Genomic DNA, 20,893 nt, shown 5'->3' with positions numbered 1-20,893 from the left:
AAAAGTTATAAATTAGAGGAGACAACTTGGATTAGAAGAGTTGACAAAAAGGAGAAAATTATGGGTAAATATTTCGGAACAGATGGCGTGCGCGGCGTTGCAAATATTGAACTAACAGCTGAAATGGCATATAGTATCGGGCGTTGTGGTGGATATGTTCTTACTGGAAATGTAGATAAACCAACCGTAGTGATTGGAATGGATACGCGAGTATCGGGACATATGTTGGAATCTGCATTAGTTGCTGGATTATTATCTATAGGAGCTCATGTTATTCGTATAGGTGTAGTGACTACGCCAGCGGTAGCTTATATTACAAGATTATTAAAGGCAGACGCAGGAGTTATGATCTCTGCTTCACATAATCCGGTTGCGGATAATGGAATTAAGTTCTTTGGCGGAGATGGATTTAAACTTTCGGATGAAACAGAGCTAGAAATCGAAAGATTAATGGATGCAGAGGTAGATCGTTTACCACGTCCAGTTGGAGCAGATTTAGGTAACGTCATTATAGATAATGACTCTAAATACAAGTATGTAGAGTTCCTAAAGACAACCATTACGCATTCCTTTAAAGGACTTAAAATTGTGTTGGATAACGCAAATGGTGCGGCGTATGAGCTTGCTCCATTGCTATTCCGTGATTTAGGTGCGGAAGTTATTACGATAGGAACAGAGCCGAATGGTCTGAATATCAATGATCACTGTGGTTCAACACATCCAGAGAAGTTGAAAGAGGAAGTCTTGAAGCATAAGGCAGATCTTGGCTTAGCGTTTGATGGTGATGCTGATCGACTTATTGCGATTGATGATACTGGAGAAGAAGTAGACGGTGACTTTATTCTGTGCATTTGCGGAGAATCTATGAATCGAAAAGGAAAATTAAAAGATAATACCATTGTTTCGACAGTCATGAGTAATATTGGTTTCTACAAAGCTACAGAGAAGCTACAGTTAAAAACATCCATGACAGCTGTAGGCGATCGTTACGTAATGGAAGAAATGCGTAAGGGTGGCTATAATTTAGGCGGAGAACAGTCTGGTCATGTTATTTTCTTAGATTATAATACGACAGGTGATGGTCTTCTATCCGGTATTCAACTGGTGGATACATTACAACAATCGGGTAAAAAGCTTAGTGAAGTTAAAACCATGATGCGTAAATACCCACAGGTATTGGTGAATGTTCGTGTAGAGGACAAGACAAATTTCGAAGGCAATACAGCGATTCAAGAAATTATTACCTCCGTAGAGGAACAGTTGGCAGACAACGGTCGGGTACTAGTACGAGCTTCTGGTACGGAGTCGTTGATCCGCGTCATGGCTGAAGGTCCTGAAAAAGAGAGTCTTGATCGCTATGTGTCTGAAATTGTCGCAGTCGTGAAGCGGGAATTAGTCTAATTCTTAAACCGATGAGATGTATCATATAAGTAGTTCATTTAAGTATATATATGGTTAGTACCAAACGAAGTTACGCCCCTTCTTCAGTAATTTGAGGAAGTGGGTGTTTTTTTGTTGGCACCTTCTGGGCAGGTGGATAATACGATGGGGTATAGGCCCCAAGATATTAGCCGAGAAGGGTGTGGCAAGGATGACTGGAATAATTAGAAATTTCTACGCAGGTGGTAATACTGCACATGGCTTTACAAGTCTGATGGATTCGTCTTTACAAGGTTTGGATCGTTTGTTTATTTTACAAGGGGCACCGGGTACAGGGAAGTCAGAATTAATTCGCACAATCGGAGACCATATGGCGTCGACGGGTCACGACATTTGGTTCATTCACTCTGCTTCGGACAATGGATCATTGGATGGAATGATCGTGCCTCGTCTCAAAGTTGGAATGATCGTTGGCACAGCGCCATATGTGATCGAGTCGATACGTTTGCCTGAAGCTGACTTGAAATACATCGACTTGGGCGAGGGATGTGATGCGAATCAGCTGAGCATTCAACAGATCGAGATCGACAATTTGAATGAGCAAATCTCTCAAGCTTATCAACATGCGTATGCGGGATATGCAGAAGCACTTCGTATTCATGACGAATGGGAAACGTTATATATCGCCAACATGGATTTTCAGGCAGCGGATGAACTGACGAAAGAGTACATTGATACGCTCTATGGTGAACGAAAACTTGATAAAGAGAGTCGTGTTGATCATCGATTTTTGGGTGCCGCTACGCCAAGAGGGGCAGTAGACTGCGTCCCAAATTTGACAGCAGGCTTGAAAAGGTATTTGATCAAAGGAAGACCTGGTTCTGGCAAATCTACCATGCTCAAAAAATTAGCTACAGCAGCCATTGAACGAGGTTTCGACGTTGAGATCTACCATTGTGGATTCGATCCAAACAGCCTCGATATGATCATCGTACGTGATTTGGAATTCGCTATATTTGATAGCACTGCACCCCATGAGTACTTCCCTGAGCGCGCAACGGATGAGATAGTGGATATGTACACGCGTTGTATCAAAGCTGGAACAGATGAAGAGCATGCGGATGCGATTACCCTTATCAAGGAACGATACACTGCACAAATGAAACAATCTAATCAGTACCTAGCAGAAATGAAATCACTTCAAGATGAATTGGAGAAAATCTATATCCAGTCTATGGATTTCTCACTTGTAGATCGGCTCAAAGACGGGATACAACAGGAGATTAGCAACATTGGGGTTATAGGTTAATGTATTAATTTCTTGCTTTGGATTCCTGTATCATATTGAACAAGAGGACACCTGAAAAAGGTGTTCTTTTGTATGTTACTCTGCTGTGATCTTAGTTGAACAGATTTGATGAATAGAGGCTCCGTAATAATCATTAAAATTTAACCTAATGATTGGAATTCAGTATATAATGAAAATGGATAATAGACACATTGATTATTGGGAGAGGTGATTTCATCGTGAACATTTCAATTGGAGGCTATTCGTTTAACAATACGTATTTGGATGGAAAAATGGACGTGTTCGGATATTTGGAAGCGGTTAAATATCGTTATAGAATGGACGTCGTTGACCTGTGGAACGGCTTCTTTATTGATCGTTCAAGCAAGCCAGTTGTAGAGTTAGTTGAAGAGAGTTATATCTATAAAATTAGAGAAGCATTGGATGAAAAGGAAATGAGGGTCGTTAATTTCGCCATTGATGGTGCGCATCTATGGGACCCTGATCCAGATATGCGGAAGCATTTATATGAAAATGCACTCGTTCATTTGAAGGCATCCGTTATATTGGGTGCGGAAACTGTACGTATAGATACGGGTGGCTCCTACAAGGAATGGGAAACGATGAGCGATGAACAATTTGAATATACTGTGAATCGATATCGTGAATTCTCAACATACGCTTCAGATCATGGGTTTCGTATAGGCCCCGAGAATCATATGGGAGCCTCACTGTTGCCTCGTGAGATGAAACGTCTTGCGGAAGCGGTAGATCATCCAGCATTCGGATTCCTTGTTCATCTTAACCGCTGGAGAGCGGATGAAGAAGAGGGAGATAGATTGGTTGCACCGTGGGCCTATCATACTCATTTTGACGCGGAGACGGCGGTATCAGAACATGCAATCGATACGATTCGCCTTTACAACGAGGCTGGATACAATGGCTATTGGGGAATTGAGCATAATGCACAAAGTAATCAATATATCGAAACAGAAAGATTAATCGGCATGGTGAAAAAACTACTACTAGATGCAACTAATGAGCGGAGGAACGAAGACTAATGGAAACAGTTAAAATCGGTATTATTGGGGTAGGACAAATCGGGAAGATGCATATTGAGCAGTATCAGAGCATCCCTGGAGCAGAAATTATAGCGGTCTGTGATGTGAATGAGGTAGAGGCTAAGCGCGTTGCTGAGAAATTTAACATTCCTCATGTGTATACCGACTATAGAAGCTTGTTAGAAAGAGAAGATATAGTCGCTGTAGATGTCTGTCTGCATAATAACTTTCATGCACCAGTAACCGTTGCGGCGCTACATGCAGGCAAAAACGTCTATTGTGAGAAGCCAATTGCAGGTACATACTTTGACGGGCAAGAAATGGTTGCTGCTGCGAAGGAGACAGGGAAGCTGCTACATATTCAATTAGGCACCCTATTCACGAAGGAAACGAAGGCAGCTAAGACGCTTATCGATGGCGGAATGCTCGGCAAGCTTTACCATGCTAGATCGACCGGATTTCGGAGAAGAGGCCGTCCATTTGTAGATGGGTATGGTACGCCTTATTTTACACGTAAGGAAACGGCTGGAGGAGGCGCTTTGCTCGATATGGGCGTCTATCATATTGCGCAGTTGCTCTATCTATTAGGTAACCCTAATGTGGAACGTATATCAGGTAAGCTATATCAGGAATTAGATATGTTGGAAGATAGAAGAGAGCAGAGCAGATTTGACGTAGAGGAACTGGCATCAGGACTTATTCGGTTCAATGATGGTCTGACACTAGATATTATCGAGTCATGGGCTGTCCATCTTGGCGGGTTCGAAGGAAGCAGTATTGCAGGATCAAAGGGCGGCATTCGTATGCCAAATGGTCAGGAAGGTGCGCAGGCACAGTCATTCAGTTTTCACAACACCGTATGTGATATGGATATGGATAGTACGATTGATCTTGAAATGATGGATACGCGCTGGCACCGGATTAGGGAGAACGAGGACGCATATGACTCTTCTCAGGATCATTGGATTGCTGCATTGCAAGGAAGAGTACCACTTCTTCCAACCTCGCAAATCGCGCTTAACACGATGCTCATCAGCGAAGGGATGTATTTGTCTGACAAGTTGGGACGTGAAGTGACAGCAGCAGAGGTGATTGCACTTTCGCATACGACTGCGGTTCCATTGTAAGTACTGGAGGCTAATCAGATGGACAGTAGGATGTTCTCATATATTAAAGCGTTTAATTTCTTCTCATATGGAGCTATTGCGATATATAGCACCTATTTTGCCATCTATCTTCAATCGATAGGTACGTCTACACTTGAAATCGGAGCACTGATGGCTGGCGGACCTATCGTATCTATTATTGCGAATCCACTGTGGGGCTATTTAAGTGATCGGCTTGGCAATATTAGACGGATTCTTATTATCATGTTAACCGGTAATTTATTGGTGATGCAGCTTGTATTTCTTGCGGATTCGTATACCCTCATCTATACGTTTATGATTATGTTCTTTTTCTTTCAGATGCCCTTATTCTCACAGTCCAACAGCTTGATCCTGAATAGTATCGAAGGGACGAGTCATAAATTCGGTGCCTTTCGACTGTGGGGGTCACTTGGTTGGGCAGTGCTTGCAGTGGGAGCGGGTCCTGTTATTGGTCAGATCGGTATTGATAAGTTATGGGTCGTATATGACATCATGATGCTGATTGCCATCGGGCTTACCTTCACGCTTCCTCGCGGTACTTCCTCGAGTACAGGGTCTGGCAGAGTCAACTATCGTACGATGTTCAGCAATCGGACATTTCTGTTGTTTCTGATCATTGGTCTAGTGATATCTATTCCGAATGCAATGAATTCGACGTTCGTGGGGTTGTACATAGCTGATCTGGGCGGCAATTCGAGAATGATTGGTTGGGCGGCATTTTTCGCGTCGATATTTGAAATTCCGGTATTTCTATTGCTCGATCGTTATTTGAAAAAAGATGTTCGAACGATGGTGTTATGCCTTACGGTTGTAAGCATTCTGTACTCGCTTCGTTGGCTGCTTATGTCTAGTGTAGATACTGCAATGCAAATCATTTGTATTCAAACGATCCATTGTTTGACGTTCGGTGCCTTTTACTATATTGGTACACAGCTAACGGCGATGATTGTACCTATGGAATTCCGAGCTTCGGGGCAAGCCGTCTACGCGCTTACGTGGGGGGGCTTATCGGGGATCGCAGCGGGATTCATCGGCGGGTGGATGTTCGATCATTCAGGTCCGCAGTCCATGTACATGTTGGGCGGGGGAATGGCTGCAGTAGGGGCTATCAGCTTCGCACTGTTATATATGTACTTGCGTGTATCAAAAGTAAGAATAACGATGGGTGATTAAATAAAAATTGACCAAGAATTTTCGGTAGATTTTCTTAATGAATCCCCTTCGCGGGGATTTTTTTATACCTATTAGGAGACTCTTAATATGATAGGGGGATAGGGTCATATTGCAAAATGATCTCAACATGCATATAATAAACAAATGTCATTCAAAGATAGAAAGCGAGGGTAGCATGGTTGTATATTAATAGCGCCAGAACTTGACTAGCGAGGGATGTAAGATGGGACGGGGAGATGGATGATTACGATCCGTTTCGGGACCTGATTACAACGGCAGATCAAGTTGACGAGGTGGGGGTGTTCGAAATGTTCGGCGGGGACCTCCCGGTGATGCACCAGAGCCGTGAATCATATACGGAAAATAAGCGGGCGACTGCTCTTACAACGTAGTGATGGGTGCTAATTATTAAATATCATAAGTGTGCGAGAATTTATGCAGCGGCATGAACGGGAATGCACATTTGTGAATGATCCTTGTATAATTTAATACAATAATTTAGTGCATTCTCGTATTGCCGCACAGGAATCTCGTACACTTTTTCAACTAAATTGAAAAATGAACGGGAGGATTTATATATGTGTGGTATTGTCGGGTATATTGGAAATAAGGATACACAGTCTGTATTAATCGAGGGATTAAAGAAGTTAGAATATCGGGGGTATGATTCAGCAGGAATCGCTGTGTATACTCATAAAGGTCTTGAAGTTGTCAAAGCACAGGGGCGGATCGTAAATTTAGAAACCAAACTTGAACACGGTCCATTAATCGGAACTTCGGGAATTGGGCATACGCGTTGGGCAACGCATGGTAAACCTTCCGATGCTAACTCCCATCCACATACGGATGGAAGTCAGAAATTCTCTGTTGTTCATAATGGAATAGTCGAGAATTATTTGGATTTGAAAGAGGAATTGATTAGTCAAGGTCATACTTTCACATCTGAGACAGATACCGAAATTATCGCCCATCTTATTTCTCGTGAATACGAGGGGGATATTGTTATAGCAGTACAGAAAGCAATCACTCATATGCGCGGTGCATTTGCACTTGGGGTATTGGCTGAGAATGAACCTGAGAAGTTAGTTGCTGTTCGTCAAGCTAGCCCACTGATTATTGGGATTGGAGAAGGGGAGAACTTTATTGGTTCAGATATCCCTGCTATTCTTCAATATACGCGTAATGTGTATATTCTTAATGATGGTGAAATGGCAGTATTGACTCAAGATTCCGTCGAATTAATGACTATTGAAGGGAATTTTATTTCTCGGGAAATGATTCGTGTCGATTGGGATGCTGTGACAGCAGAAAAAGGCGGCTTTGAACACTTCATGTTGAAGGAAATTCATGAGCAACCTAAAGCATACCGTGACACGATGCGTGGACGGATAGATGCTAAAGGAGAGCGAGTTATTCTTCCAGAATTAAAGCTCACTCATGAACAAATTCTAAATATACGTAACATACAGATTGTTGCCTGCGGAACAGCTTATCATGCAGGTCTTGTTGGACGTAATGTCATTGAACAATTGGTGCGTATTCCTGTGGAGACGGATGTCGCTTCTGAATATCGCTATCGTTCACCAATCGTTACGCCAGAAACGCTAGTAATTGTCGTTAGCCAATCAGGTGAAACAGCAGATACGCTTGCAGCACTACGGGAAGCAAAAGCCAATGGAGCACATGTCATAGCCATTACTAATGTCGTAGGTAGCTCCATTGCTCGTGATGCAGATGATGTTATCGCGACGCTTGCTGGACCGGAAATTGCGGTTGCTTCCACGAAAGCCTATACTTCTCAATTAATTGCATTCTTTCTATTTGGATTATATTTGGCTGAAATTCGTGGTACACAGACACCTGAAGCAGTTAGTGAGATCATCCAAGCTATGCAGGAACTTCCAGAACAGTTGGAGGGGATGTTAGAGCAGGCGGAAGCGATCAAAGCCTATGCTGAGCAAATTTCTAAACATGAGCATTTATTCTTTATAGGCCGTGGAGTCGATTTTGCAGTAGCTCAAGAGGGTTCTTTGAAACTTAAAGAAATCTCTTATATTCACTCAGAGGCCTATCCTGCTGGTGAACTGAAACATGGAACGTTAGCCTTGATTGAAGAAGGCATTCCTGTGATTGCCTTGGTAACCCAAGAAGCTGTTTTTGAAAAAACAGTGAGTAATATTAAAGAAGTAAATGCGCGTGGAGCGGATATCATGGCTATTACGTATGAAGAACATGTAACAACCCTGCTGAAGTCCGTAGATCAAGTCTTTGCTATTCCGAAGACACTGCCACTATTAACGCCAGCTCTATCCGTAGTGCCATTACAGTTGCTTGCGTACTATGCATCATTAGCACGTGGTAATGACGTGGATAAACCACGGAATTTAGCGAAGAGTGTTACTGTGGAGTAGGAGGGTGTGGGGATAGAATTCATTTGGAGTTTTGTATTAAAGATGTGTCCTAGTAGGTATTAAAGTTGCGTACTAATAAGAATGTTGTGTTCTAATGGTATTAAAGTTGTGTACTGATTAGTAATGTTGTGTTCTATTTGGTATTAAAGTTGTGTACTGATGTTAACATCCAATAAACTTTAATGCCCACAACAAAACTCTGCACAAAGCTTATAAATTTTTACGACAAGCCGATCTGATTTCAGGTATTCAAACTCCTGATTTCACTCGGCTTTTTCTTTTCATTCTCGATTTTCCCCCAATCAATATCCCCGAAAATCCTTGCCACTCCTGCTCTTCCTCCTGCCTTCCGTCAAACTTTTACGGTTCGATTCATGATTTTGGCCGATTCTTTTCCCGATGATTCCCTCTCGTTTTCAGTCAAACTTATTAAAAAATCGGATTTATTTAGAGGGTGTGGTGAGGCTGCTATGCCTTGTGGGAGTAAGGTGGAGCGGGAATTGGTAAGGTGGGTGGCGCAGTCAAGGCTTGTAGTGGTATTGGCCGCGGCATATTGATCAGAACGCCAAAGTTGAAAGAGATCACATCATTTTCTTCCCCATACCTCAGACGAAGTTCTTCAAGAATGTCCCTAAGTAAGTCCTCAGTAGTTTTACCATTGGGAAGTAGCATGTCGACTAATTGATGTGGTGTTTCTTGCTTTGCCGCTAATACATAGGATTGAACCCGTGGAATACCCTTACTTAAGCGATGAAATTCTGAATAGACCTCTTCGGCTAATTCGAGTGAATAGGATTTAACATGTTCTGTACTCTCTTCTAAGTTAAATGTCGGAACTTCAAAGAACGCTGAATTATAAGGAAAGTTAAAATAATGTGAATGTTCGGTTCGGTAAGTTAGTAGTATTTTCATCCCTTCTGGTAGTGACTGCTGTAACAACTTGTGAACAAAGGAGAACTTATTATTTTTTTTGGCTGCGAATACACTATTATCTGCAGCATCAATGATTAACAAAATAATGGCATCCTCTGCATATGATTTTACATATTTAGCGGCTTGTGTCATTCGTATAGAAAATTCATGCCAAAATTCAGATTCCTTTAATCTACGTTCTAGCAAGAAATCTGTTTTACATTCAATGGCTAAACTATTGCAAATTTGAAGAATCGCTGTGTCATATTCATATCTTGAATCAGCAGGCTGCAAGTAAGTTCCCCCACCATAGCAATCATAAAATACTACAGCAGAACCGTCAGGAAGATGATTTTGAAGATTATTGACAAGAGTAGTTTTACCGATACCAGCAGTAGCATGAACAAATATTGATTTTTTATCTTGCTGCATTATAGTTTTTATTAGCTCGTGAGTGCATTCTCTTTCAACATATTTCTTTTCAGGGATGCTTGTAGGAGCAGGGAAAAATCGTGCGTAATTTCCACCAAAAAGAGAGCATACAAAATCTTTTGTCATAGGTACCAGTGCATTTCGCCCAGGCATCATTCGTTCGCGTATGGTCATTATTATTTCGTTATATTTATTGTGCGGGCTATCGATGCCCCAATTACCTAATTGCTGAATGATCTTAGCTTTCTGAATACTTCTTATGTCTGCTCCGCAATCCTCAAAATCAATAGCTTTAATAAAACCCATAAATACTAATGATTTGAGTTTTGATTCTTCATAAATTTTTTTAATTTCTACTTTGGATGCTTCAGAGAGATTGTTTAGTAGGCTATTTGTATTTTTTAATTCTTTGACAATTAATAATTCTTTAGCTTCATCGATTCCTTTTTTAAAACTTGCGGAAATTGGTCGATTGCTGACCAGTTTTAAAGTTATTTTATCTTTCGAAAAAGCATACTTTTCGATGTATTCTTCATATGTATCGGCGAGTCGACGGATAATAGAATTATTCTTTTTTTTGTTATCTGAGTGGCATAAAGTCGATGTAGTCCATGAGGTGTTACCCATATAGGTACTATATTTTAATTGTGAGAAGATAACGTGATTTGCGCTTTGTAGAGTCTCACCTCCATAATACTCAGCTAAATCGATAGAAAATAGTTTGCTCTCATCTAGATCGGCAACAATAGAGTCTTGCCAAGCCGGTCCCTCTACGGTTATTGAAGCAAGATTAGAATTTGGTCTAAGCATATCTAACAACTTTTGTGCTGCCCAGAGGAGGTGAAAGTCATCACCAGCGTTCGAAGGCAGCGCTCCTGCATTCGTATTAATACGATCCACTTGTATCACATCCGTTCCTATAATTATGTAATAGTCAAAAAAGAAATTGATACTTATTTTTCTATACTCTTAACTAATATAATATCAGGTTCTGTAGTTACGTAATGTAGATATATTTCTCAAACCGATTTTACCACTTCATAAAATTTGTTCTTACAAACTGGAGGTGAAATCCGCTGGTGCTTCCAGCATCAAGATATCAGGATTACTTACTTATATTCCATATTTGTTTTTGGATAAGAGTTTTCCTCTTCTAGAGTTATACTACCTTATTAACCTGTCCAAAATAATAGATTAATAGACTAAATTTATCAGAACACTTCTAATTATTTGAGGTGTTTTTTTGTGATTGTAAAAATTATGCTCAATTGCAAAGTGTCCATACAAGATTTACAATAAGAGTATATGTTTGGGGGAGATGTTTGGAGGAGATTTATGGATACGATAATAGAATCTAAGGGGTACTTTGGAATTAAGTATAAGAGAATTAGAGAGAATCAAACATATGAAGTTATGGTAGCTGGTATCACCAAAGAACATAACGATTTTACATATATGATGGTTATAGGCACAAATGGAAAGGTCTATTTTGAGGTATATAAATATCTTAATGAAGAATTAGGTAGTGAGGCATTTAGCAAAAGAGAATTAGCACTTCGTGCTTTGAAATTTCTTTACTCATACATTGAGCTTTTTAACACAGAAATAAGATATTTAGATGTGAATGATAAAAATAATATAAAAGCCTTCCTTAAGGGGGGGCAAGGCATCGGGAAATATATAACATATGACTTTAAGACGGAAAAAAGAAGCGATTTGCCTTAAATAAACGTTTATGAAAATGATGAACCCCGACCCTGCTGTGCATATGCAAAACTTGTAGTAGAATAGGTTTAACATATGCAAAAGGAGAAATACAATGCAAACTTCAGAAAGAATCATTGAAGCCGCGACACGGCTCATCAAAAAGAAGGGCTATCGGGGGGGAAGCACCAAAGCCATTGCAACGGAAGCTAAAGTCAATGAATCTACGATTTTCCGGCAATTTGGAAGCAAGCAAGGCATATTGGAAGCCATCATTGAAAGACATTCGGATATCCCGCAATTTGAGAAGCTGTTAAAAGAGGACGCGACCGATAATCCGGAAGTCGATCTGCTGAATGTAAGCCAGCAGTACCGTTTGTTTTTCCATAAAAATGCGGACATCATTTTGATTGGCATCCGCGACAAAGGAATGCTTCCCGAATTGGACAGAGTGCTGGCCGATCCGCCGGTGAAGCTGCACTCCTTGCTGGTTGAATATTTTGAACGCTTGCAGAAGAAAAAAGTTATAGCCAGACAGGATGAGCGTCTTGCCGCCATGTCTTTTCTCTCGATGTGCTACGGATTTCAGATGAGCGAGCTGATTCACCGGCAATATCAGTCCCAACTCGTCACCGAGGAAGAGTTCTACAAGCACAGTGTCTCATTGTTTGTAAAAGGAATTTTGTCTCAGTCATAAGCTTTGTTGATTTATTTAAATATGCCGAAGACTGCTTGCGCAGCTTTAACTCTAGAACAATTGAAAGAAAATGCACCAAGAAGCTCGAAAGCTCGTTATACTGCAACCGGGACATTATTAATTTTCAAACACCAAACTAGTAAAGCCTGTAGCCGGAAAACTGAACTATGACCCGAGAGATGGACACTTTTAAAAAAAGTGCCCTCTCTGAGAGCCCTGCAAAAGCCTTGCTTTTGAGTAAAAGAGAGATTCAATTTGGAAATGTAATCGAGAATACAAAAAAGCAGCTCGCTCCTCATCCGAGGGCGGACTGCTTTTGCTCGACTAGCTTTACCATTCGTTTCACATTCACAACAAATGCTGTGAGATACGTCTGTATTCGCATAACTTGACACATTATCGACTTCAAGGATATTATAGACACAATAAGTCTTTGAATGAGGTGATACCGTGAAATTTACAAAAGCAACAAATTATGCTTTGCACACCATGCTCGCGCTCATTGACGATTCTCCGGTAAAGCCGATAGGTGTTCAGCAGTTAGCAGAAATACAAGGTGTTTCACCAACCTATCTTTCTAAAATTTTAACGAGGCTCGTAAAAGCAGGGATGATCGAATCTGTTTCCGGAGTCAATGGGGGATATCGCTTATCTCGAAAAAAAGATGATATTACATTTTTGGATATTATCCAGGCTATTGAGGGTACTGCCTCCTTGTTTGAATGTGATTTTGTCCACGGCGAAGAATGCTTGATTCAAGCTGTAATGAAGGAAGCGGAAGAGAAAATGGAAAGCCATCTTAAAAACACGAAGTTGACAGATATGGTCCAAAAACAAACGCAGGTTTAAGGTTGATCCATTTGCAACACATTAAAAATTTTTCGTCCTATCATAGACATAATAAGTCTTTAAAGTCAATATTAAGGAGTTGAGCGTCATGATTTACGAATGCGCCATTATTGGTGGAGGACCGGCCGGGTTTAATGCAGCCCTCATCCTTGGAAGGGCAAGGAGAAGTGTGGCTATCGTTGACAACAATCGACCCAGAAATGGCGTTACACATGCGTCTCACGGCTTTATTACGAGAGACGGCGTAACGCCAACCGAGTTCCGCAGAATTGCTCTTGAGGAGGTTAAAAGTTATCCGTTAGTCGATCATCTTCAAAACGAAGTTATTTCCGTTGACACTACCCAATTCAGATTTGAGTTAGTTGATTCTGCTGGCCTTCACCTTAAAGCGCGAAAACTAATTTTGGCAACAGGCGTAAAGGAGATATATCCAGATATTGAAGGTTTTTATTCGCTTTATGGGAAAAGCTTGTTCAATTGTCCTTATTGCGACGGTTGGGAGCTTCAAGATCAACCGCTTGTTGTTGTTTCCGAATATCCAAACCTATTTCATACGGCCAAACTACTTCTCAATTGGAGCAAGAATTTGGTTGTTTGTACGAACGGCAAGGCGTCTCTGTCAGATGGGCACAAAAAGCAGCTTCAATCAAAGGATATTGTGGTAATGGAGCAACCTATTTCAGCTTTCATTGGCCAAAATGGTCTGCTTGAACATGTTCGCTTTGCAGACGGAGCTCAAATTCCGAGGATGGCGGCTTCGTGACTCCTAAATTTGTGTAAAGCGTTCCGTTCGCAGAACGATTAGGCTGTGAAATGACGGCGTCGGGCGGGATTAAAACGGAAGGAAAGGGGAGTTCCGCAATACCTGGTTTATATATCGCCGGAGATGCTTCGTACTTGGCTCCTTCCCAAGAGGTTTTTGCTGCAGCGGACGGCAGCCGAACCGCTATGAGCGTAAATATGGATTTGACGGAGGAAGATTTTACAGTTCGTGGGAGTTCTCCTGCGGGATAATTATAGATATAAGATATCTTTGATATCTCCGAAAAAATTGAATTGGGATGTACGTTCCAAAGACTTTCGATTTCAGACGTGTTGTTAAAGGAGGTGATGATATCCAGTCGATTCATCATTGGTAGTTTGAAAATAATACGGCTCTCCGAATTCGGATTCAGAACAGTAAGCTGTTGTTTAAACGTGTGAAAAATTATGAAATGGAGGAAGATACACATGACTATTTGTCACTCTACGGATACAACCTTTAAAGCTGATTTGAAAAATGAAGGTTTTACATTAGTTAATTTTTGGGCGCCTTGGTGCGGACCTTGCCGCTCTTTTGCACCTATACTCGAGAGGTTCGATCAGGAGTATAGAAAAGTAGTGAGGGTGCTAAAAATCAATGCAGACGAACAACCAAATACTGTCGCTCATTATGGAATTATGAGCCTTCCAACTACGATTCTTTTTAAAAATGGTGAGCCGATCGATAAAATTGTTGGATCTGTTCATATTGATAAATTAAAACAGTTCATATCAGATAAAAATAATTAAACAATGTAAAGCTCCCAACGAAAGCCGCCAGCCCTATCGACGGCTTTCGTTAAGTTGAGTAGTTAAATTTTAAGAGGAGATAAAATAAATGAAGAAGTTTAAAAAAACAACACAACCTTATTCTTTCATTATATTGATATTGTTTTTTGCGGGATTGGTAATTATGTCAAGCTTCTATGTTACAATCCCTTTAATCCCCGTGCTTTCACAGGAATTTTCGGTTTCAGAAGGGGAAACCGTATGGATAAGCAGCATGTTTACGCTTTGTTTTGCTGTTGGATGCTTACTGTTTGGACCATTATCAGATCGTTTTGGCCGAAAAATAATCATGCTTTGGGGATTAGCTGCGTTAACGATTGTTACTATCCTTCTAGGGTTTCAAAGCAGTTTGTACTCAGTTATTCTTTTCAGAGGAATACAAGGCTTGACTGCAGCTACTTTCTCTCCCGTAGTGCTTCCCTATGTGATGGAATTGTTCCCGCAAAATAAAAGGGTATTTGCAGTTAGTTGCATGAGTGCAAGTTTTCTGATGGCTGGAATTATTGGGCAAGTGTACAGTAGCTTCGTCACTTCTAATCTAGGTTGGCAGTATGTGTTCATCATTTTGGCAGCTATTTATTTTTTATTAACACTACTAATGTCATTCTTTATACCAAACCTCCCAGCGAACGGTACTAGTGTTGCGAATGCATTTAATCAAATGAGAAAGACACTTGCACAAAGGTCACTATGGTTTGCTTATGTAATCGCATTAGTCATGCTGCTTTCTTTTGTGGGCATGTACACTGCATTGGGGGAATTTTTAAGCAGTTCTCTTTTCGGGTTCACGAATCAACAGATTTTATATGTGCGTTCAGTAGGGATCTTAGGGATGCTAATGTCTCTTTTTTCGGGTGGTCTGATTAAGCGATATAGCGTGATACCAATACTCAGAAGCGCAATAATCCTATCTGCTTTCGGATTGATCCTCTTAGGATTTGGTGCAAATATGGTGTTTATTATTGTCATGAGCGTCGTATTTGTATCCGGCATTGCAATCGCCATACCTTCATTGGTTTCACTAGTCGGTGAACTAGGGGGAGCCTCAAGAGGTGCGGCGATTTCTATTTATACGGTTGTAGTGAATTTAGGTGCTACCATTGGACCAATCCTAGCCATTCAGCTGCTCCGAACGGATAATTATATCCTCACTTTCTCAATTTTGGCATGCTGCTTACTGCTGGGATTCCTGGCTACATTTTTTGTTAAACGTGTATCACCAGTGGTTGATAATCTTGTTATAGATCAGGAGGAATCTATAGCACCATTTTGAATACACTTTGAAGAATCCGTTATAGAAGCTATCGTGAGCAGAATCCGGATATTTGTTAATGGTGGGTGATACTATGCTAAGCGAGCACAATAATCTTGAAGAATATCGAGACCCTGTAAATTATGATCTAGAATTTGGTGGTGAGATTAAAAAATATAATTTTTATCTTGAACTTGCTAAAGCGAACCCAGGAGAAGTTCTAGAGCTTGCCTGTGGTACAGAAGAGGCTCAACTTGACACATCTGCGACTTAAAAGGTATTATAGATACAATAAGTCTTTGATTGAGGTGAGACCATGAAATTTACAAAAGCGACGAATTATGCTCTGCACACCATGCTCATGCTTGTTGAAGCTTCTCCGATTAAGCCGGTAGGCGTTCAACATTTAGCCGAATCTCAAGGTGTTTCACCAACCTATCTTTCCAAAATTTTAACAAGGCTCGTGAAATCAGGGATGATTGAATCAGTTTCCGGAGCCTACGGAGGCTATCGGTTATCACGAAAAAAAGACGACATTACGTTTTTAGATATCATTCACGCCATTGAGGGAACCGCCTCTATATTTGAATGTGATTTTGTCCACGGCGACGAATGTTTGATTCAAGCTCTAATGCAGGAAGCGGAAGCGAAAATGGAGTCTCATCTCAAAAATACGAAATTGGTGGACATGATCCAAAAGTAACCTCAATTTTAACTTGAACTACTTATCTAGATTGGAAGAGTACGGTTCACTCCGTATAATAAGTTTTTTTTAACTTTATTATAGATATAAATAGTCTTTAATATCCTCGAATAGGAGATGATGATTATGATGTATGATTGTGCAATTGTCGGTGGTGGCCCAGCAGCACTTAACGCAGCGTTGGTGCTTGGCAGAGCAAGGCGAAGTGTTGCGTTGTTTGACAATAATCAGCCTCGGAATGGAATAACGCATGCATCCCACGGTTTTATAACCAGAGATGGTATCAAACCAGATGATTTTAGGCGCATAGCTTATGAAGAAGTGCTAGGATATCCGTCAGTCCAACATTGGCAAGTTGAAGTAACAGATATTCGCAAGAAGGAAAAAGGATTTGAAATTTTGACACAATCGGGCGCCTATACGCAAGCTCGAAAAGTGATTCTGGCTACCGGATTGAAGGAAGTCTTCCCTGGAATAGAAGGTTTTCACAAGTTTTATGGGAAAAGCTTATTCAATTGTCCCTATTGTGATGCATGGGAAATGAGGGATCAACCACTAGCGGTTATATCTGAAGACCCCGGGATTTTTCATATGACAAAACTGCTTTACAACTGGAGTAAGGATTTAATTGTGTGTACTAACGGTAATGCCCTCTTAACAGTTGAAGAAAAAAATCTACTTGGATCTAAGGGGATTCGAATCATTGAGACCCCCATTGCAGCGTTTTATGGCCAGAACGGTTTATTGGAACAGGTACACTTTACAGATGATACTAATATTGAGCGAAGCGGAGGATTCATTACTCCTAAATGGTTCCCAAAAGCTGATTTTGTTGAACAGTTGGGATATGATATCACAGATTATGGTGGGATTGTAACCGATACAGGGGGCAGAAGCTCGGTTACAGGGCTGTATGCGGCCGGGGATGCGGCATATGTGAGACCTTCCCAAGTTATTTATGCAGCTGCTTCCGGCAGCAAAGCCGCAATTGCTGTTAATACGGACTTGGTAGAAGAGGAATTTTGTTAGTTGGATCCATCAATCATGCGTTTGTTAATAAATGCAAACTGAAATGGGGTGTTTAAATGGTATAAAGAAAACGAGAATATTTTTATATTTATTAAAGATATAAAGTGTCTATTAAATCCCTTTTATGTGACTACAGTAAAGTGAACAAGAAGAGGGAGGTGAAAGTGATGGTAGAGATCGATATATGTACGATCGCATGCTTAAGGAAATATAAGGTCTTAGATGTCGTGATAAACTGATTAACCTATTCATGTAGAAAATAAATATCAAATTATCGAATTGAAAGGAAGATACGAATGATTTGCCATACAACGGATACCACATTCAAAACGGATTTGCAAAGCGAAGGGTTTACAATAGTGAATTTTTGGGCACCTTGGTGTGGGCCTTGTCGTATGTTTGGACCCATTCTCGAAGAGTATGACTCGGAAAAGCAAGATGACGTGAGGATCCTCAAAGCGAATGTGGATGAATGTGCAGAGACTGGTTCCCAGTTTGGAATTATGACCATTCCCACAACCATTTTATTTAAAAATGGCAAGGCGATTGATAAAGAGATCGGGGTACTGTCTAAAGAAGGATTGAAACAGTTCATTTCTAGCAATATATAATAGGGAGTACCAGCAAATCAATGACCCATTCGTTTGCGAGTAGTGATAGCTATGCTGGTACTATCCCATATAAAAATACATTTTTCTCATATTAAGTTATGAAGACAAAAGATAAATAGGAGAAGAGATATGAATCGTATTGCCATTTATTTATTAGCTTTAGGTGCCTTTGTATTAGGAACAGCAGAATTTATCGTTTCAGGTATATTAGAAATTATTTCTGGGGATTTTGACGTATCTATTTCATTGGCTGGGCAATTAGTCACCATATATGCCTTATTTTATGCATTTGGGGCACTTGTACTAGTTATGCTAACTGCAAAGTTTGAAAGAAAAAAGTATTATTATATTCCATGATCTTTTTTATTGCGGGAACCATCATGTCTTTCTTTAGTGTTAATTTTAGTATGCTCATGCTTTCCCGTATTGTTCAGGCAATGAGTGGTGGTCTGTATTTCGTTATCGCAACCAATTACGCTGCTAGACTTGCTGAACCTACAAAACGTGGTGGTGCAATCGCAACAGTAATAACTGGATTTACAGTCTCTTTAGTACTGGGTGTACCGATTGGAACCTTAATTGCTGCATTTATGGATTGGCGTTATATCTATCTTATCATTGCTGCCGTGACACTTATCAATCTAATACTAATCAATAAATACATCCCAAAATTAGAGGGAACTAAACCGATCTCTTTGAAGCACCAATTGCTATTAATTAAAGATAAGCAATTAATTAGTGGTTTATTAACTACCGTATTTTTTTTCCTCGCATACACAATGGTCTTTGCTTATATAGCTCCGCTTTTAAGTAATGTAGCTGGGTTTTCTATTGAAAAGATAAGTACAGCCCTTTTCGTATTAGGTGTGTTTGCTTTCATAGGCTCACGGTTTGGTGGGTATGCAGTAGATAAATGGGGGCCTGTTCGAACCATTTACATTAGTTTAATCGTTCACGCGGCAGCTTTATTCCTATTAACGGTAACAGCAACTTCGACGATAGGTGTTCTCCTTACATTTATGATTTGGGGGACTGCTGCATGGACAACAACGCCTGCAAATCAATTTTATTTGATCTCCATAAAACCACAATCATCAGAAATTGTCTTAAGTTTCAATACTGCGTTAATGAATATCGGTATGACATTAGGTGCAGCTTTAGGTGGTGTCGTGATTGAGTATACATCCATACAGAATTTGGGTTGGATTGGTGGATTAATCGTATTACTTGCGTTAGTAATTGCATCTTATTCGTTTGCGTTGAATAAAAAACAAGACGCAAATGGTATAAATAGTTGATTTAGAATTGCCGTTTCCCTCGCCTTAAACCAATCAACGGGTCATTTGCCCTCACATTCCTCCCTTCGTTACGCCTGTCCAAGGGGTGGAGGCCGGTCTTGCTAACGGTACGGATTTAGTACATTCGGTTCTTCGTGCTTTCATTGAAATCCCACGAATAAGCCAATCTACGTGCAACGATAAGCTTGTCCCTTATGTGCCATACCGATCAAGATTCGAGAAAGCTTAGCACACAACTTCATAATGGATCTGATTTTTTTCATATTTTTGACGACAAACTCTGGATTGTTCATCACTAAACTCATGGTCATCATGAAGATGAAGCGACGGAGGCGAGTAAGGAAGCTAGTGAGGGTTCGTGAACAGCCAGACGTAAGGTGAGTAATGATCAGGATTAAAGCCGTCATTTCCACAAGGTCACTCAACTGCATAAGTGCACCTTGACTGTTCAACTCATGAGAGAGTCCTTCAGTGAAGGCACTCACATAGCTATCCTATACAGGTTTCCCACGCGTACTCAACGCTATTTCTGTAGCAAAGCGTGTGTTTGAGGAACAAAATGTGAAAGTAGAGACATCACAAGAGCAGGAATGTTTTTAACTATTAGTGTCGAGGGACAAGAACATTGTCCCACTTAGATTAATAAATATGATAAAATCATGGTGAGGATTGCTCAAATCCTAATTTTTTTTTGAGGTGATAGGAAATGATGTTGGAACGTTCCATGGAAAATGTAAGGGAATCAGACGAAAGAAAGGACGTGATCTAAAAGAAGAGCTTCTACTTAATGCAGTCGCTCTTCCTATCAAAAAATAAGGGGACGATTTTAATGAACAATTATAAAACTGTAATCAGTGATGGATTTGAATTAAACTATTGCGTAAAAGGAACCGGAAAAACAATATTGGTGATAGGCAGCAGCGTATATTATCCTCGTCTTTTCTCGGATAATTTAATGCGCAGATTCCAATTTTTTTTCCTTGATCATAGAGGATTTGTGAGACCGTCCCGGTCGCTGGAGCCAGAGGATTATACCTTGGATAAGGTACTATCCGACATTGAGAAGGCAAGAGAGGCGTTAGACCTGACAGATTTCATCATCTTGGGGCATTCGGGGCATGCGTTTATGGCATTGGAATACGCCAAGAAATATCCCGATCATGTTGCTAAAGTTGTTTTACTTAATTCAGCGCCCACGAACAGCTCGGAAAGACAGCATCAAAGTTCTACTTTCTTTCATGAAACGGCAAGCCCAGAAAGAAAAGAACAATTTAATAAGAATATTGCTTTATTGGAATATGACATCCAAAAAGATCCCGAACGTCGGTTCGTTCATATGTGCGTGCGAATGGGTG

General features: G+C 40.5%; 17 protein-coding genes and 3 pseudogenes. 18 read left to right on the top strand and 2 right to left on the bottom strand.

What is annotated here, in order from left to right:
• The first annotated feature begins 60 nt into the window (after nucleotides 1-60).
• From glmM to glmS, 6 genes are all read left to right on the top strand, one after another.
• On the top strand, nucleotides 61-1,401 hold the full coding sequence (gene glmM / locus BW961_RS27540; RefSeq protein WP_068586139.1) for a phosphoglucosamine mutase: 1,341 nt from the start codon (nucleotides 61-63) through the stop codon (nucleotides 1,399-1,401).
• 190 nt (nucleotides 1,402-1,591) lie between these two features.
• Nucleotides 1,592-2,689, top strand: coding sequence for a PRK06851 family protein (locus tag BW961_RS27535; RefSeq protein ID WP_068586142.1), 1,098 nt, complete (start codon nucleotides 1,592-1,594; stop codon nucleotides 2,687-2,689).
• A gap of 218 nt (nucleotides 2,690-2,907) precedes the next feature.
• The gene (locus BW961_RS27530; protein WP_068586145.1) at nucleotides 2,908-3,729 is read left to right on the top strand and encodes a sugar phosphate isomerase/epimerase family protein; all 822 of its coding nucleotides are present in this window, start codon (nucleotides 2,908-2,910) and stop codon (nucleotides 3,727-3,729) included.
• Nucleotides 3,729-4,856, top strand: a complete 1,128-nt coding sequence (locus BW961_RS27525) for a Gfo/Idh/MocA family protein (RefSeq protein ID WP_068586148.1) — start codon at nucleotides 3,729-3,731, stop codon at nucleotides 4,854-4,856. Before BW961_RS27530 ends, BW961_RS27525 begins: the two co-directional genes overlap by 1 nt.
• A gap of 18 nt (nucleotides 4,857-4,874) precedes the next feature.
• Nucleotides 4,875-6,050, top strand: coding sequence for an MFS transporter (locus BW961_RS27520; protein WP_068586151.1), 1,176 nt, complete (start codon nucleotides 4,875-4,877; stop codon nucleotides 6,048-6,050).
• Nucleotides 6,051-6,628: 578 nt separating this feature from the next.
• Complete coding sequence (gene glmS / locus BW961_RS27515; RefSeq protein ID WP_068586153.1) at nucleotides 6,629-8,461, top strand: glutamine--fructose-6-phosphate transaminase (isomerizing); 1,833 nt, start codon at nucleotides 6,629-6,631, stop codon at nucleotides 8,459-8,461.
• Nucleotides 8,462-8,929: 468 nt separating this feature from the next.
• Here the strand turns inward: glmS and BW961_RS27510 are convergent, their stop codons facing one another.
• Entirely contained in the window at nucleotides 8,930-10,705 is a 1,776-nt protein-coding gene (locus BW961_RS27510; RefSeq protein ID WP_068586156.1) for an AAA family ATPase, read from the bottom strand.
• Between the two features lie 435 nt (nucleotides 10,706-11,140).
• Here BW961_RS27510 and BW961_RS27505 point away from each other — a divergent pair, with 435 nt between their 5' ends.
• The 11 genes and pseudogenes from BW961_RS27505 (at nucleotide 11,141) to BW961_RS27455 (ending at nucleotide 19,538) form a co-directional block, all read left to right on the top strand.
• The gene (locus BW961_RS27505) at nucleotides 11,141-11,530 is read left to right on the top strand and encodes a hypothetical protein (protein WP_068586160.1); all 390 of its coding nucleotides are present in this window, start codon (nucleotides 11,141-11,143) and stop codon (nucleotides 11,528-11,530) included.
• 94 nt (nucleotides 11,531-11,624) lie between these two features.
• Nucleotides 11,625-12,206, top strand: a complete 582-nt coding sequence (locus tag BW961_RS27500) for a TetR/AcrR family transcriptional regulator (protein WP_068586162.1) — start codon at nucleotides 11,625-11,627, stop codon at nucleotides 12,204-12,206.
• Nucleotides 12,207-12,656: 450 nt separating this feature from the next.
• Nucleotides 12,657-13,055 carry an Rrf2 family transcriptional regulator gene (locus BW961_RS27495; RefSeq protein ID WP_068586166.1) on the top strand — a complete coding sequence of 133 codons (399 nt, stop codon included), beginning with the start codon at nucleotides 12,657-12,659 and terminating at the stop codon, nucleotides 13,053-13,055.
• Nucleotides 13,056-13,143: 88 nt separating this feature from the next.
• Nucleotides 13,144-14,069, top strand: a pseudogene (locus BW961_RS27490) (NAD(P)/FAD-dependent oxidoreductase).
• 216 nt (nucleotides 14,070-14,285) lie between these two features.
• Nucleotides 14,286-14,606 carry a thioredoxin gene (trxA, locus tag BW961_RS27485; RefSeq protein ID WP_068586168.1) on the top strand — a complete coding sequence of 107 codons (321 nt, stop codon included), beginning with the start codon at nucleotides 14,286-14,288 and terminating at the stop codon, nucleotides 14,604-14,606.
• 88 nt (nucleotides 14,607-14,694) lie between these two features.
• Nucleotides 14,695-15,918 carry an MFS transporter gene (locus BW961_RS27480; protein WP_068586171.1) on the top strand — a complete coding sequence of 408 codons (1,224 nt, stop codon included), beginning with the start codon at nucleotides 14,695-14,697 and terminating at the stop codon, nucleotides 15,916-15,918.
• Between the two features lie 73 nt (nucleotides 15,919-15,991).
• Nucleotides 15,992-16,171, top strand: coding sequence for a hypothetical protein (locus BW961_RS27475; protein WP_068586174.1), 180 nt, complete (start codon nucleotides 15,992-15,994; stop codon nucleotides 16,169-16,171).
• A 42-nt stretch (nucleotides 16,172-16,213) separates the two neighbouring features.
• Entirely contained in the window at nucleotides 16,214-16,600 is a 387-nt protein-coding gene (locus tag BW961_RS27470; RefSeq protein WP_068586178.1) for an Rrf2 family transcriptional regulator, read from the top strand.
• Nucleotides 16,601-16,726: 126 nt separating this feature from the next.
• Nucleotides 16,727-17,629 carry an NAD(P)/FAD-dependent oxidoreductase gene (locus BW961_RS27465; protein ID WP_068586181.1) on the top strand — a complete coding sequence of 301 codons (903 nt, stop codon included), beginning with the start codon at nucleotides 16,727-16,729 and terminating at the stop codon, nucleotides 17,627-17,629.
• 296 nt (nucleotides 17,630-17,925) lie between these two features.
• On the top strand, nucleotides 17,926-18,240 hold the full coding sequence (trxA, locus tag BW961_RS27460; protein WP_068586183.1) for a thioredoxin: 315 nt from the start codon (nucleotides 17,926-17,928) through the stop codon (nucleotides 18,238-18,240).
• 129 nt (nucleotides 18,241-18,369) lie between these two features.
• A pseudogene (locus tag BW961_RS27455) lies at nucleotides 18,370-19,538 on the top strand (MFS transporter).
• A gap of 167 nt (nucleotides 19,539-19,705) precedes the next feature.
• Here the strand turns inward: BW961_RS27455 and BW961_RS32045 are convergent.
• A pseudogene (locus BW961_RS32045) lies at nucleotides 19,706-19,876 on the bottom strand (IS110 family RNA-guided transposase); the annotation flags it as partial.
• 491 nt (nucleotides 19,877-20,367) lie between these two features.
• On the opposite strand from BW961_RS32045, the gene BW961_RS27445 reads away from it, so the two are divergent.
• A partial coding sequence (locus BW961_RS27445; protein ID WP_139331776.1) for an alpha/beta fold hydrolase occupies nucleotides 20,368-20,893 on the top strand: 526 nt, incomplete at its 3' end.

The sequence above is a fragment of the Paenibacillus macquariensis genome, from assembly GCF_900156375.1.
GTDB lineage: Bacteria > Bacillota > Bacilli > Paenibacillales > Paenibacillaceae > Paenibacillus_AQ > Paenibacillus_AQ macquariensis.
This window is presented reverse-complemented; position numbering and strand designations above follow the sequence as displayed.

What these genes read in the sequence shown, in the direction of transcription:
- glmM (WP_068586139.1), top strand. Translation starts at nt 61, where the DNA reads ATGGGTAAATATTTCGGAACAGATGGCGTGCGCGGCGTTGCAAATATT.
- BW961_RS27535 (WP_068586142.1), top strand. Translation starts at nt 1,592, where the DNA reads ATGACTGGAATAATTAGAAATTTCTACGCAGGTGGTAATACTGCACAT.
- BW961_RS27525 (WP_068586148.1), top strand. Translation starts at nt 3,729, where the DNA reads ATGGAAACAGTTAAAATCGGTATTATTGGGGTAGGACAAATCGGGAAG.
- BW961_RS27520 (WP_068586151.1), top strand. Translation starts at nt 4,875, where the DNA reads ATGGACAGTAGGATGTTCTCATATATTAAAGCGTTTAATTTCTTCTCA.
- glmS (WP_068586153.1), top strand. Translation starts at nt 6,629, where the DNA reads ATGTGTGGTATTGTCGGGTATATTGGAAATAAGGATACACAGTCTGTA.
- BW961_RS27505 (WP_068586160.1), top strand. Translation starts at nt 11,141, where the DNA reads ATGGATACGATAATAGAATCTAAGGGGTACTTTGGAATTAAGTATAAG.
- BW961_RS27500 (WP_068586162.1), top strand. Translation starts at nt 11,625, where the DNA reads ATGCAAACTTCAGAAAGAATCATTGAAGCCGCGACACGGCTCATCAAA.
- trxA (WP_068586168.1), top strand. Translation starts at nt 14,286, where the DNA reads ATGACTATTTGTCACTCTACGGATACAACCTTTAAAGCTGATTTGAAA.
- BW961_RS27480 (WP_068586171.1), top strand. Translation starts at nt 14,695, where the DNA reads ATGAAGAAGTTTAAAAAAACAACACAACCTTATTCTTTCATTATATTG.
- BW961_RS27475 (WP_068586174.1), top strand. Translation starts at nt 15,992, where the DNA reads ATGCTAAGCGAGCACAATAATCTTGAAGAATATCGAGACCCTGTAAAT.
- BW961_RS27470 (WP_068586178.1), top strand. Translation starts at nt 16,214, where the DNA reads ATGAAATTTACAAAAGCGACGAATTATGCTCTGCACACCATGCTCATG.
- BW961_RS27465 (WP_068586181.1), top strand. Translation starts at nt 16,727, where the DNA reads ATGATGTATGATTGTGCAATTGTCGGTGGTGGCCCAGCAGCACTTAAC.
- trxA (WP_068586183.1), top strand. Translation starts at nt 17,926, where the DNA reads ATGATTTGCCATACAACGGATACCACATTCAAAACGGATTTGCAAAGC.